The organism is Nonomuraea sp. NPDC050786 (genome assembly GCF_040654115.1).
In the GTDB taxonomy this organism is placed as follows: Bacteria; Actinomycetota; Actinomycetes; order Streptosporangiales; family Streptosporangiaceae; genus Nonomuraea.
This window is the reverse complement of the sequence record NZ_JBFAHJ010000026.1, coordinates 118448-132033: the sequence shown is the minus strand read 5'-3', so window position 1 is coordinate 132033 and position 13586 is coordinate 118448. Positions and strand designations below refer to the sequence as shown.

Sequence of the window (13586 nt, the reverse complement as noted above, 5' to 3'; positions counted from 1 at the left end):
TCTCTGATCGCATCGTCTCGCCGGAACGGCGTCAGCGCTATGAGCGATGCTGTTGCACATGCGAACCAGAACCGATCACGTGACTGCCCATGACGGCACCTTCGACGTCCATCTGTGGCTCCCCGACGCCGGGACCGGGCCCGGCATCCTCCTGGTGCAGGAGATCTACGGCGTCGGCCCCTACATCGAGAAGGTCGCGCTGGACCTGGCCGCACGCGGCTACGTGGTCGCCGCGCCGGACCTCTTCTGGCGCCTCCACCCCCACTGGCGGGGCGAGCACACTCCCGAGGGCACGGCCGCCGCGATCGAGCTCGCGAGCGGGTTCGACCTCGCGCAGGGCGTGGCCGACTGCGCGCTGACCGTCTCCCACCTGCGCTCGCTGCCCGAGGTGAGCGGCGGAGTGGGGGCGCTGGGGTTCTGCCTGGGCGGCTCGATCGACTACCTGCTCGCCACGCAGGTCGAGCTGGACGCCGTGCTCTCCTTCTACGGCTCCGCCGTGCCCGACTCGACCGGTCTCATGGACCTCATCACGGCGCCCCTGCTGCTGGTCTTCGGCGGCAGCGACCCGTACATCGAGCGCGAGCGGGTGGCCGCCGTCGAGGGGGCCGCGAAGGGCCGGCCGAACGTGGTCATGCACGTCGAGGAGGCGGCCGGGCACGCCTTCCACAACAGCGAGGCCCCGATGTTCCACAACCCGGAGGCGGCCGAGCGCACATGGGAGGTGGCGCTCGGTTTCCTGTCCGAGCACCTGCCCGTGACCCTGTCCAGATAGACAGCTTCCGGTACCCCCGGATCATCGCCATCATGGTCGGATGGCGCGGACGTGGGAATTGTGGGGAACCGTCATTATTGCTGGTACGTTTGCACTCCCCGTCGCCTTGCTAGCAATCTTGCTGCTCTCCCGCCACCGCGTCCGCGCCGGCCGTCCGGCGCCCCTGCGCACGGCGATCGCCGACGTCGGCATAGTGGTCGGCACGGCTCCCTGGATCTGGATGACCCTCACGCCGTCGAGCGGTCAGACAGGAGTCGGTCTCATCCCGTTCACCGACCTCGCGGACCTGGTCACGGCGCCGTGGGAGGCGGTGTTCGTGCAGGTCGGGGGGAACCTGCTGGTGTTCGCCGCGCTGGGCGCGCTGCTGCCGGTACGCAGTCGCGCGATGTCCTCGACGGCGCGCGTTGCGGCGGTCGCGGCCGCATTTTCGGTCATCGTCGAAGTCCTTCAGTACGTCTTGCGATTGGGCCGTTTCTCGTCTGTGGACGACGTCCTCCTGAACACGGCAGGTGCTGTGATCTTCGCCCTGATTACGCGGCGCTGGTGGGCCGTTCGAATACCGGCCGAGACCGTTCCACGGTAACGGTCTGCTAAAACCCCGTCGAATTCACCACTCGGGCACGATCCGCTCAAAAGAAGCCCACGACCAAGCTTTCTATCTGTGCGATCGTGGACAAGACGGGGCAAGTTCTCTGGAGACGCCACAACCTGGTTGGTGACAGAGGGTGATCAATAGTGTCTGAATCCCCGGTACCCCACGAGCCCCCTATCTATCGCCGCATCGCCGACGGCCTCCGCGCCCGGATCCTGTCCGGCGAACTGCGCGACGGGGACCGACTACCGGGCGAGAACGCGCTGATGGCCGAATACGCGATCGCACGCGCCACCGCCAGGCAGGCGCTTGCCGTACTGATCAATGAAGGGCTGGCGGTACCTAAACGAGGTTCGGGGGTTTACGTGCGGCTGTTCAAACCGATACGCAGGCACGGCTCACGCCGCCTGTCACGAGAGCAGTGGGGTCAGGGCCGGGCCATCTGGGACGCGGACACGCGGGGCCGGCCTTTCACGGTGGACCGGGTGGAGGTGGCGTTGGAGCGGGCCGCCGAGGAGGTCGCGGGCGTCCTGGAGAGCGGCGAGGTATGGGTACGCCGGCGCCGCTACTCGGTCGACACCAGGCCCGTGCAGCTGGCCACCTCCTACTTCCCCGCGCACCTGGTCGAAGGCAGCGCGATCACCCTCGCCGACACCGGACCCGGCGGCGTCTACGCCAGGCTGAGCGACCTCGGCGTCCCTCCTGCCCACTTCACCGAGGAGGTGCGCGCCCGCATGCCGACGCCACGCGAGATCGCACTGCTCGACCTGCCCGGCGGGACCCCGGTGATCGTGATCGCCAGGACGGCGTACACGTCGGGCGGGCTGCCGGTCGAGCTCAACGAGATGGTGCTCGACTCGGCGGCGTACGTACTCCAGTACGACTTCGACGCCTAGTTCAAGAGCATCTGTCAAGCGATAGGTTGACCTGTCCATCTCGATCATTGAATTCTCTAGAGAAGTGCTCCATCTTCGAAGGAGATGGAACCTCGCCTGGGGACCCGGGAAGGCGGACAGCAATGTCCTTTGATCGGCATCTTGCCGAGATCGCCCGGGAGTACCCCCAGTGGACCATCTGGCGGAGCGACGCGGGCCGCTGGTGGGCCACGAGACACCATCCGCTCAGCGCGGCGCAGCGCGCCGGCGGATGTGCGATGACCATCGACGCGGACGACCCGGACGGTCTGCGCGACCAGCTCCGGGAGCAGGAGAGGCGGGCCGGCGAGCAGCACCCCTGGCAAGCGGGGCCCGCCCCTCCCTGACGCGGGCCATTTCGCGGCCGGCGTCCACAAGCAGCCCGGTGCCGAGTCCAGCGTCTCGGCGGCCCCGGCACCGGGCCTCCAGGTCCAGGAGGGGCCACGATCGCGGAAGCCTCCGACCCTATCGGGGGCGGGGGCTTCCGCTCCGCCCCGTGCACCACCGCCAGGCGTCTCAGCCGCGCACCACGCGCCCTGCGCCTTGCAACACGCGCACACACCGTGCGCCTCCAGCCGCGCCGTGCGTCACCGCCGTGCGTCTTAACCGCGCGTCCTGCGCCACCCGCCGCGCGACATGCGTCGTGCGCCTTCGACCGTGCGCCGCGTGCCTCAGCCCGCGCGCCACCACCCGTCCGGGTACGCCGCCCACGGCGCCCGGTCGGGGCGGCGGCGGTTGTGCCCGTCATAGCCACCCACCGCGTCTCCCGCCGTGCGCGACGGCACGACACCGGGTGGCGCCCCAGGGCGGCGGTCGGCCCCGCCCCGGGGCGGCGTCCCGTGCGTGGGTGGTGCTCCGAGGCAAGGTGCCGTCGGAGCGAGGTGGCCGGGGTTACTTGTGGACTTCGGTCAGTCGGACGACGTGGACGTCGGTGTCCTCGGAGACGTCGCCCTCGACCTTGAGCTTGACCGTCTCGTCCGGGTCCCCACCCGAGTCCGCCTCCGGCTCCACGATGACCCGCACATCGTCCTGGGGCGACGCAGGAGGCGTGGCGGACTCGGGGATCAGCGCCCCGGCCGTCGACTCCTTGCGCATCAGGTCGCCGAGGACGGAGCCGATCTCGGTCAGCCGCCGCACGACCTCCGTGTGCGTGTTGGTCAGGTATTCGACCCGCCGCCCCGCCTGCTCGTCCAGCGTGGCGGTGCGCTGGCGTGCCGAGGTGAGCATGGCCTCGGACTCGTCACGCGCCTCCGACACCAGCTTGTCGGCCTGCGCGTTGGCGGACTGCACGAGCTGCTCCGCCTCGGCCTGGGCGGCCGTGATCAGGCGCTCGGCCTCGGCGCGCGACTCGCGCAGCAGGTCCTCGGCCTCCGTGCGGGCGGCCGCGAGCTGCTCCTCCGCGTCCGTGCCGGCCTGGGCCAGCATGCCCTCCGCGGCCTGCGTGGCCTCGTTCACCCGCCGCTCCGCCTCCGCCTGGGCAGAGGTGAGGATCTTGTCGGCGGTCTCACGGGAGGTGGTCAGGAGGCGGTCGGCCTCCGACTTGGCCGCGTCGCGCACGCTGGCGGCCTCGGCCTCGGCGTCCTCCCGCTTGGCCGCGGCCTCCTCCTCTCCGAGCCGGAGGATCTGGGCGAGCCTGGGGCTGAGGTCCTCGTAGTTCTGCGGCGTCTCGACCATGCGCCGCCTGGCCTCCGCCAGCTCGATGCGGCCCTGCTCTGCCTGGTCGATGGCGCGCGCCAGCCGCTCTTCCAGATCCCTTATCTGGTTACGGGTACGGATCATGTAGTCGTGGACCTGACGGCGGTTGTAACCGCGCATCACGACTTCGAAGGTGTCCTCTTGCATCAGATCGGGAATGCTCTCGTGCTGGTTCATCATGGGGGCTACCTAATGGTGGTTTGCGTGAGGCGGGGGAAACTGCGCGGCTTGTGAGGGTCTGACGACGAGACGTCAGGAAACGACTTTCCTGCCATCTGCCCACGTCCGCAACCGGAACGCCTTAGCCGGACCTGGAATTACGATGTCTCGGATGTACATTGCAGCATTGGATAACGGGGCGGTCCCGGACATACACCCTGAGGCGTACATAGCCCCTGGCGCCGTGGTGGTCGGCAGCGTGCGCGTGGGACGGGCGTCCAGCATCTGGTACGGCTCCGTTCTCAGAGGGGACGATGAGCGGATAGAGGTCGGGGAAGAGTGCAACGTACAGGATCTGTCCTGCCTGCACGCCGATCCGGGCGAGCCCGCGATCTTGGAGGACCGGGTCAGCCTGGGCCACAAGGCCATGGTCCACGGCGCTTACGTCGAGTCGGGCGCGCTGATCGGCATCGGCGCGATCGTGCTGGGCGGCGCCCGCATCGGCGCGGGCACGCTGGTGGCGGCCGGAGCGCTCGTCAGCCCGGGCAAGCGGATCCCGTCCGGCGTGCTGGTCGCCGGTGTGCCCGGGAAGATCGTACGCGAGCTCACCGACGACGACCGGGCCTCCTTCGCCCGCACGCCGGACAACTACCAGGCCAAGGCGCTCAGGCACCGGCAGGCGTCATCGCTTTGATCAGGACCTCGTCCGACACCGATGCGGTGTTGAGCGGGTCGGCGTACTCGGGCAGCTCCGGACGGAGGAAACGGACGAAGTCCACGGTCAGCTTCAGGTCGGGTACCCCCTTGATCTGCTTGGCGTTGGCCTTGGTCGCGTCCTTCTTGAGCACGTTATAGCTGTCCCAGTCGGTATAGGCGGTTAAACCCCATTGGAGCACGTCGGGGAGGTTGGACGGCCAGCGCCGGCCGACCTTCCACGCCCCGCCGTCCTCCCGGTAGAGGGCGACGAAGGCGCGGCCGACCCTGCCGAGCGCGAGGTCCACCCAGCCGGCCTTGACCGCCAGTTCCTGGGGCTTGGAGCTGCCGTCCTGGGTGTACTTCACCTCGACCCGGCCGCTCTCGTCGCCCGTGCCGGTGGTGATCGACACCCAGTTGGGCTTGGTGTACGAGCCGGGCTGGCGGGCCATCAGACCCCCGAGCGAGAACTTCCGCTCGGGCTGACCGCCCTTCCTGCCCTCGGCCTTGACCCGGGCGTACATGAGGATGTCCCCCGCCAGCTCCTGATAGACGAAAGGGCCGCGGAAGCCGTCGAACCAGGTCGACGTCCTGGGCTCCAGATAGAGCGAGCCCTTCACGGTCGTGTTCACGTCGAGCTTGGCGATCCTGTCGACGTCCTTCTCCGTGTCGCTCAGCTTGGTCCACATCGACATGTCCGCCGCGCTCTGGAACTCCGTCGAGGCCTCGCCCACCTCGCCACCGGGCGTCGGCGGCTGGGCCCTGTCCAGGGTGAGCACCCCTGGGCCGGTCGGGGACGGCTGTGCGGACGTGGTGGCGCCGCAAGCGGAGAGCGCGCCGACGACCGTCAACACCCCCGCTAGCTTCGCCCTCATAGTGGACATTCTGCCGTGAAATGCCGGCGGGTGATCGGAACCGACCAAGTACGATGACGCCCGTGCGACCCTGGGATGCGTTCACCTCCGCCGAGGCCCAGGTCCGCGCGATGGTCGCGGACCCGCGCTGGCAGGGGCTCTCCGTGCCCGATCGCGCCCACGTACTGGCCGCCAGAATTCTTGTGACCCCAGATGGCGACAGGTGGCTCTTCGGCACGCACGCGCGCTGGCACCTGCACGACCCGGCTGACGGCCGCTGGCACCTCGCGCCGCCTCCGAGGGGCGTACGGGCGCGACAGGTACGGCGCGCGGCGGCGGAGCTGCCTCCTGACGTGGTCCCGTACGGGCCCGACTTCCACGCCGAGCCGGGCTCCATCCAGGCGTTCATCGGCCCTGACGTGCCGGAGGGCCTCACCGAGCGGCTCCGCGTGCTGCTGCGGGCCAGCGGGCGCAAGTCGGAGCTGGACTACCCGCTGACGGCCTTCGAGGAGATCTTCGCCTCCGACGTGCCGAGCACGGTGGCGGCCATCTGGGGCACGATCATGTGGTGCGCGTACGCGCCGGCGTTCGACGGCAACGAGCGGCTGATCACCGTGTTCGGCGAATACCTGCGCCGCCCGCTGCCCGGCGACGAATGGGTGCGCTGGCTGCCGGCGCCGCCGCTGCTGGACCTCGTCACGCTGGTGTCCGAGCGGCGACAGGCGGGCCGCCCGCGCGCCGCGCTGAGGCTCGCCGCCGTCATGGCCGACACGGCCCAGATCCTGATGTCCGACACCCGTTTCAGGCCGCGGGCGCTGGCGCTGCTCACGATGGTCGAGCCCATGCTGCGCCGGCCGGATCTCGACGACCTCCTCACGGACGCCGAGGCGCTGCGCGCGGAGTGGCTGGAACGCTGCCCGCGACGGCTCTGCCGGGCCCTGCTCGTCGAGAACGACGCGGCGGCGCACTTCTCACACGCCGTCTACGACCTGGTGGAGGCGCTGGCCTTCATGCCGGACCCGCCCATGGCCGCCGCGACGTTCCTGGCCGACCTGTCCGATTCCAAGAGGGCGCTGCCGGCCCGGCTGGACCACCGGCTCAGGCGCGCGTACGAGGAACTGGACCGCGCCGGGCTCACCGGCACCTCCGCGAGCGAGTCGACCGCGCCCGAGGGCTTCCCCGTGCCGGGCAGGGTGCTCACCAAGCCCGCGCCGACCCTGGAGGTGGCCCTGGAGGTGACACCGCCCGACCGGGCGAGCGCGGCGGCCGTGCTGGGGGCCGCGTACGCCACCGGCCTCGCATGGGGGAGGCTGACGGGGGCCAAAGTGCCGCAGAGCGGACTGGCCGGGCAGACGGCGCTCGTACGGAGAGTCGTCCACGAACGCGACGACAACCACACAGACCTCACCTAAACCACAAATACCGTTATTTGTCCCTTACTTCCCCTATAGCGTTCTAACACTCGAGGATCAGGTAATTCTCCGAATTGTGATCTCCGATTCCGGGAAATGATCCCCACGGGACCACGGTGATCGGAAAGGAATGACTCCGATGGGCCATGTCGCCGGAAGGCACATCGCCGTAACCTCGTAGAGGGTGTGGGCTGCGGAAGGAAGGACGACGCGGTGGGGCACGACGACCTGGACTCTCGGGTCCACGACCGTGTCGCGTTGGACGAGATTGCGCTCTACGCCGAGGTGCTCACGGCCGTGGCTGTCAGCGAGCGGCGGCTGACCTTGGACGAACTCGACGACGCGCTCGGATTGCGGACTTCGGCGAGCCGCTGAAGGATCAATCGCGATTACTAGCCCCGGGAACCTAGTTAACAGGTTTCCGGGGTTTCCTATAACTAGTCAATCGCGCCGTACGGTGTCCTTCCCGAGGAGGACTAGGAGCGGACGAGGCGCGCGATGGCCGCCGAGGCCTCCTTGACCTTCGCGTCGGCCTCCGGCCCGCCACTGTTGATCGCGTCCGCGACACAGTGGGAGATGTGCTCCTCCAGCAGCCCCAGCGCCACCGCCTGGAGCGCCCGCGTGGCCGCGGAGACCTGGGTGAGCACGTCGATGCAGTAGGCATCGTCATCGACCATGCGCTGCAGGCCCCTGATCTGACCCTCGATCCGCCTGAGACGCGTCAGATACGCCTGCTTGTCTCCGCTGTACCCATGCATGTTTCTACGGTACCTGGAAGCGATATCAGCGGAGGTCTGTGATCAGTTTCTCCCACTGCTCGGCCACCTCGCCGGCCGCGTGGCGCACCGCGGTGTCCAGCGCGCCCGCCGCGAGGGAGCGCCGCCTGCGCTCGTCGTCGATCAGCGCCAGCAGGGCCGCCGCGAACAGCTCCAGCTCGTCCTGGGTCTCGGGCACCAGCACGCCGTTGTAGCCCGTCGCCACGAACTCCGCCGGCCCCCTGGCCCCCTCGAAGGCCACCACGGGCACCCCGCAGCCCATGGCCTCGAGCACCGCCATGCCCAGGTCCTCGCTGCGCGAGGTGGTGGCCACGATCGACGCCTTGGCGAACTCGCCCGCCAGGTCGGGCGTCATGCCCATGAAGTAGACGTGGTTGTGCAGATGGAGGTCGCGGACCAGCGCGCGCAGCCGCCGCTCCTCCGGGCCGCCGCCGTACAGCCGCAGCCGCCAGTCGGGCCGCTTGTCCGCCACGATCGCGAACGCCCTGATCAGCCGGTCGTACGCCTTGACCGGCACCCACCGCCCGCCGGCCGCCACGATCCTGTTGTCCATGCGCGAGCGCGGCCAGGGGCCGTCGGGCAGCGCGTCCAGCACGGAGTGCACGGCGGGCCCGTCGGCGAGCAGCTTGCTCCACTCCTCGCCGGCCGACTCGGTGGCGGTCACGACGGCGTCCAGGCGCGGATAGAGGCGTTTCACCGGCCCCGGCACGACGGGCCTGCCCCACTCCCTGGCGATCTTCAGGGTCTCGCGCGGGGCGTGCCTGGCGGCCTGTACGCCGAGCCCCGGCCTGGTGGTGATCAGCACGTCGGACTTGAGGTTGCGCAGCAGCCGCCAGAGCGCCACCTCGGTGCGCACCTGTCCGCGCGGGAGCAGGTGCCTGACGCCCGGCCTGGCGTCGATCAGGCTGCGCATGGCCACCCCGGGCGCGACGGGGAAGAACGGCTTCTCCTTCTGCCGCCGTACGCTGATCACCTCGACGTCGTGCCGCTCGGACAGGGCTCCGGCGAGGTTGAGCGCGGCGCGCACGTCGCCCCGCATGGCGTACGCCGAGGCGAGGAGCAGGCTGACCTTCATCCGCCCACCTCGATCCGCAGCTCGTCGTCGGCGGTGTAGCAGGGTCTTATGGGCACGCCGTCCACGGTGGCCGAGGGATAGTGCAGCCGGCGTCTCTTGCCGTCGACGTCGTCGAGCCGCGAGCCGAGCCTGAGCGGCGTGGGCACGCCCTCGACCTCCAGCGCGGGCTCCCAGGTGCCCGAGTCGGCCCCGGTGTCGGGGTCGGCCGCGAGCACGTCCACGAGCGACACCGCGGCGTGGAACCGCACGCCCTGCACGGTGGCCGTGGCGCGGAGGCGGGTGTTCGTCTGCCTGCGGTCGAGGGTCAGCCTGGCCTCGTGGCGGGAGTCGTCGTCCTCCAGCCCCGTGTACGCCAGCAGGCCCGTCACCTCGAACCGCCCCTCCCTGAACCAGATAGCTCGCACCTCGGCCACCGGCTCGGCGTCGGAGATCTTCAGCGCCAGGTAGCCGTTGCGCGTGCGGTACGAGCGGTAGGCGAGGGTCCGCCTGCACAGGGCGTACGCGTCGAGGTGGTCGAGGGAGAAGCCGGGATCGACGCTGCGCAGCCTGCTGCGCTTGCCGTCGCGCCGCAGGTAGGCGTCCCAGCGCCCGGCGGTCAGCTCCAGCGGCGCGAGCGAGACCGCGAGCGTGGCCTCACGGGCCCGCGCGCCCGGCGTGCCGAGCCGCACGTCACGCTCGACCCCCGTGGTGCGATGCCTGAGCACGAGCTCGGTGCCGTCTTCCAGTGGTGCGTCGATGGCGAGCCGGAGGGCGAGGACGTCGGCCAAGGTGACTTCGGCGTCCGTGACGACGACGCCCATCACGAGCCCCCTCCCCGTCGAATAGAGCCATGCGACGTTGAGGTTACCGTGATTTTCCCGTTATGTGGATGTCGGATTTCGGACACTTGGCTCGCTGACATGGGAGGCTGCCCCACAGCGACGGTGAGGGAGTCCGACATCCGTGGGTCAGGAAGCGCCCTTGACAGACTTGATCAAGAGCTGGGCCACGTCCACGACTTCGAGCGACTCCTTGGCCTGGCCGCTGTTCTTCTTCTCGTTGATGGCGTCGCCGAGCATCACCATGCAGAACGGGCAGGCGGTGGAGACGGTGTCGGGGTCGGTGGTCAGCGCCTCGTCCACGCGCTCGGTGTTGATGCGCTTACCGATGCGCTCCTCCATCCACATGCGCGCTCCGCCGGCGCCACAGCAGAAGCCGCGGTCCTTGTGGCGGTGCATCTCCTGGGTCCGCACGCCGGGCACCTTGGACATGATGTCGCGGGGCTGGGAGTAGACCTTGTTGTGGCGGCCGAGGAAGCATGGGTCGTGGTAGGTGATCTTCTCCTCGATCGGCGTGATCGGGGTGAGCAGCCCCTCGTCCACCAGCTTCGACAGCAGCTGCGTGTGGTGCACGACCTCGTACGTGCCGCCCAGCTGCGGATACTCGTTGGCCAGGGTGTTGAAGCAGTGCGGGCAGGTGGCGACGATCTTCTTGACGCCGGCCTCGTTGAGCGTCTCGATGTTCTGCTGGGCCAGCATGTTGAACAGGTACTCCATGCCCAGGCGGCGGGCCGGGTCGCCGGTGCACGCCTCCATCGGGCCGAGCACCGCGAACTTCACGCCCGCGATGTGCAGCAGCTCCGCCACGGCCTTGGTGGTCTTCTTGGCCCGGTCCTCGAGCGCGCCCGCGCAGCCCACCCAGAACAGGTACTCGGCGTCCTCGGGCATCTTCTCGTCGACGACCTCGACCTCGAAGTCGAGCTCCCCGATCCAGTCGGCCCGCTTCATCTCGGACATGCCCCAGGGGTTGCCCTTGTTCTCCAGGTTCTTCACCATCACGCCCGCCTCGGACGGGAACGACGACTCCACCATCACCTGGTAGCGGCGCATGTCGAGGATGTGGTCGATGTGCTCGATGTCCACCGGGCACTGCTCGACGCAGGCGCCGCAGTTGGTGCACGACCAGAGCACGTCCGGGTGGATCACGCCGTCCTCGCCGACCAGCGGCTTGTCCAGGAGCGCCAGCACGTCGGTGTCCTTGTGCTCGACGCCCTGCTGGGCCGCCAGCAGGTACGGGGCCACCTGGAAGGCGTGGTCACGCTGGTCGAGGATGAGCATCTTCGGCGACAGCGGCTTGTCGGTGTTCCACGCCGGGCACTGCGACTGGCAGCGGCCGCACTCCGTACAGGAGTAGAAGTCCAGGAAGCCCTTCCACGTGGTGTCGGCGATCTTGCCGCGCCCGAGCTTCTCCGGGTCGAGCTCCTCGTCCTCGAAGTCGACCGGCTTGCCGGCCACGCGCATCTCGGGCGCGCCGCCGAGGCCGTCAGGGCGGCGCGAGAAGAGCACGTTGAGCGGCGCGGTGAAGATGTGCAGGTGCTTGGAGTTCACCACGATGACCAGGAACACCAGCATGAAGCCGATGTGCAGCAGCAGCGCGATCTCCTCCAGCAGCGCGCTGTGCGGCAGCACGTCGCCGAGCGCCAGCGAGACGAACGCCCCGGAGGAGTAGGGGAAGTTGCCGTTGGCGGCCGACGCGCCGCGGGCCAGGAAGAGCGTCCAGATGATGTTGAAGATCATGAACAGGACGAGCCACGCGCCGCCCAGGTGCGAGCCGGAGAAGCGGGAGGTGCGGCCGAGCGTCTTGGGAGAGTTCTTGATGCGGATCGCGGCGAACGCGACCAGGCCGAGCACGCACGCGACCGCGATGAAGTCCTGCAGGAAGCCGAGCACGCCCCAGGTGCCGATCAGCGGGATGTGGAAGTCGGGCCTGCCGGTGATCGCGCCCTGGATGATCGCGCCGTACGCCTCGATGTAGACGGTCAGCAGGATGAAGAACGCCCACATGACGAAGAAGTGCGCGGTGCCCGACGGCGTCCACTTCAGCAGCTTCTTCTGCCCGAACACCTCGACGAGCTGCGCCTTGAGCTCGTCCCCGGCGTGGGTCCTGGCGTACTCGATCCGCTCAGGGGCGGGCGGTCCCACGGTCGCGAGCTTGAACAGGAACAGCACCCTGCGGCCGGCGACGGCCACCGCCAGGACGGTCATCACTAGTCCGATGATGGCTACCCAGAGCACGGGTCCTCCCACAGACGACGTTGGCTGTCAGCGTACGGTCACCCGCTTCGCCGGCATCTCCCGGAAATCCTACCCGCGAGTAATATTTCCGGAATACGGGACATACCCTAAGGTCGTCGGCGTATGCAGAACAATGCTCTAGCCGGTCAAGTACCTCTGGATGGTCGGCGCGAGCAGCTCCACGAGCTCGTCGTGGCCGGCGCTGGCCAGCGGCTCCAGCTTTATCACGTAGCGGCCCATGATCACGCCGTACATCTGCGCGAAGGCCGCCTCGATCCGCAGGTGCGGCACCGTCAGCCGCTCGGCCACCTGGAAGAGCAGCGCGTTGGAGATGAACTCGCGGAACATCGTGGCCGCCTGCTCGTTGGTCATGGCCGAGCGGATCAGGGCCACCATCGGCTCGCGCGTCTCCGGCGCGGCGGTGACCTGGAGCAGCAGGCGTACGAGCCGCTCGCCGATCTCCTCGCGCGGGCCTTCGAGCAGCGCCGGGATGACCTGGTCAGGCGTGATCGGCAGCTGCATGGCCGCCGCGAACATGCCCTCCTTGGTGTCGAAGTAGTGGTGCACGAGGGCGGGATCGACCCCGGCCTCGCGGGCGATGGCACGCACGGTGGCCTTGTCGAACCCCTTCTCCGCGAACACCTTCCTGGCCGCTGCCAGAATCTCGCCCCGCGTGTCGGCCGACCCCGGCCTACGCCCAGGGCCGCGCCTGCTTATGGCCTCACTTCGTGAGGCGGCTCGGTCGCTCAAAGCCGCCGCCTTCCCTCGTCGCTCTGGTCGCTACGCTCCCGACGCTCCTCAGTCCAGGCGACGGCGCTCCCTCGCGTCACCGGCCCACCGCCAGGTAGACCCGCATCGGCACGGGGAGCATGCCCTCGGGGAACTCCCGGCGCAGCTCCACGCGCTGCCGCTCGACCAGTTCGTCCGCGTACTCCGGCGGGAGCGCCGCCATGTAGGAGTGTGAGCGCAGGTCGAGCAGGAAGTCCTCGATGCCCACCAGCCTGGTCCACGGGATCCAGCGCTCCGCGATCACCTCGAAGGCGGAGGCGATGGGCGGCGCCGACCACTGCTCGACCGCGGGACCGTAGTAGGCGGGCACCGCCTCCGCCAGGCGGGCCTCGTAGGCGGCCAGCCATTCGGCCTGGGCCGCGTGGTTGAAGTTCCAGCAGCCCGCGATGGCGCCCTCGGGCCGCAGCACACGCCTGGCCTCGGCGATCGAGGCCACGGGGTCGAGCCAGTGCCACGACTGCGCGTACGTCACCAGGTCGGCCACGCCGTCGGCCAGCGGGAGCGCGTTGCCGTCCGCCAGCACGGCCGCGACGGCCGGCGGGCCGCCCTCCGAGCGCGAGACCAGGCGGGCGAGCATCTCCGCGCCCGGATCGACCGCGACGACGCGGGAGCCACGCGCCCGCAGACCGCGCGTCATGATGCCGGTGCCCGCGCCGACGTCCACCGTGAGCGCGCCGTCGAGCTCGACGCCGGACAGCTCGCCGAGCGCGCGGTACAGCTCGTCGGGGTAGGCGGGCCGGCCCACGTCGTAGGCGTCGGCCACCCGGTCGAACACCCTGCCCAGATCCTTGATCGGCCCCAT

14 protein-coding genes are annotated in these 13586 nt (G+C 69.4%); 6 read left to right on the top strand and 8 right to left on the bottom strand.

The genetic code is table 11. The features are described from left to right. The first annotated feature begins 58 nt into the window (after positions 1-58). From AB0H84_RS37320 to AB0H84_RS37305, 4 genes are all read left to right on the top strand, one after another. Complete coding sequence (locus tag AB0H84_RS37320; RefSeq protein WP_357615259.1) at positions 59-772, top strand: dienelactone hydrolase family protein; 714 nt, start codon at positions 59-61, stop codon at positions 770-772. A 40-nt stretch (positions 773-812) separates the two neighbouring features. Next, the gene (locus AB0H84_RS37315; RefSeq protein ID WP_357615257.1) at positions 813-1355 is read left to right on the top strand and encodes a VanZ family protein; all 543 of its coding nucleotides are present in this window, start codon (positions 813-815) and stop codon (positions 1353-1355) included. A gap of 152 nt (positions 1356-1507) precedes the next feature. Next, positions 1508-2260 carry a GntR family transcriptional regulator gene (locus AB0H84_RS37310; RefSeq protein WP_345000685.1) on the top strand — a complete coding sequence of 251 codons (753 nt, stop codon included), beginning with the start codon at positions 1508-1510 and terminating at the stop codon, positions 2258-2260. A gap of 122 nt (positions 2261-2382) precedes the next feature. Continuing rightward, positions 2383-2625 carry a hypothetical protein gene (locus AB0H84_RS37305; RefSeq protein ID WP_357615254.1) on the top strand — a complete coding sequence of 81 codons (243 nt, stop codon included), beginning with the start codon at positions 2383-2385 and terminating at the stop codon, positions 2623-2625. 544 nt (positions 2626-3169) lie between these two features. Here the strand turns inward: AB0H84_RS37305 and AB0H84_RS37300 are convergent. Further along, positions 3170-4153 carry a hypothetical protein gene (locus AB0H84_RS37300; protein WP_357615252.1) on the bottom strand — a complete coding sequence of 328 codons (984 nt, stop codon included), beginning with the start codon at positions 4151-4153 and terminating at the stop codon, positions 3170-3172. Positions 4154-4295: 142 nt separating this feature from the next. Here AB0H84_RS37300 and AB0H84_RS37295 point away from each other — a divergent pair, with 142 nt between their 5' ends. Then, positions 4296-4826: a gamma carbonic anhydrase family protein gene (locus AB0H84_RS37295; RefSeq protein ID WP_357615249.1), complete on the top strand. Its 531-nt coding sequence runs from the start codon at positions 4296-4298 to the stop codon at positions 4824-4826. Here AB0H84_RS37295 and AB0H84_RS37290 read toward each other — a convergent pair. Further along, on the bottom strand, positions 4798-5700 hold the full coding sequence (locus tag AB0H84_RS37290; RefSeq protein ID WP_357615246.1) for a hypothetical protein: 903 nt from the start codon (positions 5698-5700) through the stop codon (positions 4798-4800). The two genes, AB0H84_RS37295 and AB0H84_RS37290, sit on opposite strands and share 29 nt — an antisense overlap. A gap of 53 nt (positions 5701-5753) precedes the next feature. Between AB0H84_RS37290 and AB0H84_RS37285 the strand changes: the two genes are divergently transcribed. After that, on the top strand, positions 5754-7091 hold the full coding sequence (locus tag AB0H84_RS37285) for a hypothetical protein (RefSeq protein WP_357615243.1): 1338 nt from the start codon (positions 5754-5756) through the stop codon (positions 7089-7091). A gap of 476 nt (positions 7092-7567) precedes the next feature. Here AB0H84_RS37285 and AB0H84_RS37280 read toward each other — a convergent pair whose 3' ends face one another. The 6 genes from AB0H84_RS37280 to AB0H84_RS37255 form a co-directional block, all read right to left on the bottom strand. Beyond that, positions 7568-7849, bottom strand: coding sequence for a metal-sensitive transcriptional regulator (locus AB0H84_RS37280; RefSeq protein WP_138670633.1), 282 nt, complete (start codon positions 7847-7849; stop codon positions 7568-7570). A 25-nt stretch (positions 7850-7874) separates the two neighbouring features. Continuing rightward, the gene (locus AB0H84_RS37275; protein WP_357615240.1) at positions 7875-8942 is read right to left on the bottom strand and encodes a glycosyltransferase; all 1068 of its coding nucleotides are present in this window, start codon (positions 8940-8942) and stop codon (positions 7875-7877) included. Then, positions 8939-9742: a hypothetical protein gene (locus tag AB0H84_RS37270; RefSeq protein WP_357615423.1), complete on the bottom strand. Its 804-nt coding sequence runs from the start codon at positions 9740-9742 to the stop codon at positions 8939-8941. Before AB0H84_RS37270 ends, AB0H84_RS37275 begins: the two co-directional genes overlap by 4 nt. A 147-nt stretch (positions 9743-9889) precedes the next feature. After that, on the bottom strand, positions 9890-11995 hold the full coding sequence (locus tag AB0H84_RS37265) for a (Fe-S)-binding protein (protein WP_357615237.1): 2106 nt from the start codon (positions 11993-11995) through the stop codon (positions 9890-9892). Positions 11996-12133: 138 nt separating this feature from the next. Further along, positions 12134-12745: a TetR family transcriptional regulator gene (locus AB0H84_RS37260; protein ID WP_357615233.1), complete on the bottom strand. Its 612-nt coding sequence runs from the start codon at positions 12743-12745 to the stop codon at positions 12134-12136. A 76-nt stretch (positions 12746-12821) separates the two neighbouring features. Continuing rightward, a complete protein-coding gene (locus AB0H84_RS37255; RefSeq protein ID WP_357615230.1) occupies positions 12822-13586 on the bottom strand; it encodes a class I SAM-dependent methyltransferase in 765 nt (254 codons plus the stop codon).

What these genes read in the sequence shown, in the direction of transcription:
- AB0H84_RS37320 (WP_357615259.1), top strand. Translation starts at nt 59, where the DNA reads ATGCGAACCAGAACCGATCACGTGACTGCCCATGACGGCACCTTCGAC.
- AB0H84_RS37315 (WP_357615257.1), top strand. Translation starts at nt 813, where the DNA reads ATGGCGCGGACGTGGGAATTGTGGGGAACCGTCATTATTGCTGGTACG.
- AB0H84_RS37305 (WP_357615254.1), top strand. Translation starts at nt 2,383, where the DNA reads ATGTCCTTTGATCGGCATCTTGCCGAGATCGCCCGGGAGTACCCCCAG.
- AB0H84_RS37300 (WP_357615252.1), bottom strand. Translation starts at nt 4,153, where the DNA reads ATGATGAACCAGCACGAGAGCATTCCCGATCTGATGCAAGAGGACACC.
- AB0H84_RS37295 (WP_357615249.1), top strand. Translation starts at nt 4,296, where the DNA reads ATGTCTCGGATGTACATTGCAGCATTGGATAACGGGGCGGTCCCGGAC.
- AB0H84_RS37290 (WP_357615246.1), bottom strand. Translation starts at nt 5,700, where the DNA reads ATGAGGGCGAAGCTAGCGGGGGTGTTGACGGTCGTCGGCGCGCTCTCC.
- AB0H84_RS37285 (WP_357615243.1), top strand. Translation starts at nt 5,754, where the DNA reads ATGACGCCCGTGCGACCCTGGGATGCGTTCACCTCCGCCGAGGCCCAG.
- AB0H84_RS37280 (WP_138670633.1), bottom strand. Translation starts at nt 7,849, where the DNA reads ATGCATGGGTACAGCGGAGACAAGCAGGCGTATCTGACGCGTCTCAGG.
- AB0H84_RS37275 (WP_357615240.1), bottom strand. Translation starts at nt 8,942, where the DNA reads ATGAAGGTCAGCCTGCTCCTCGCCTCGGCGTACGCCATGCGGGGCGAC.
- AB0H84_RS37270 (WP_357615423.1), bottom strand. Translation starts at nt 9,742, where the DNA reads ATGGGCGTCGTCGTCACGGACGCCGAAGTCACCTTGGCCGACGTCCTC.
- AB0H84_RS37255 (WP_357615230.1), bottom strand. Translation starts at nt 13,586, where the DNA reads ATGGGGCCGATCAAGGATCTGGGCAGGGTGTTCGACCGGGTGGCCGAC.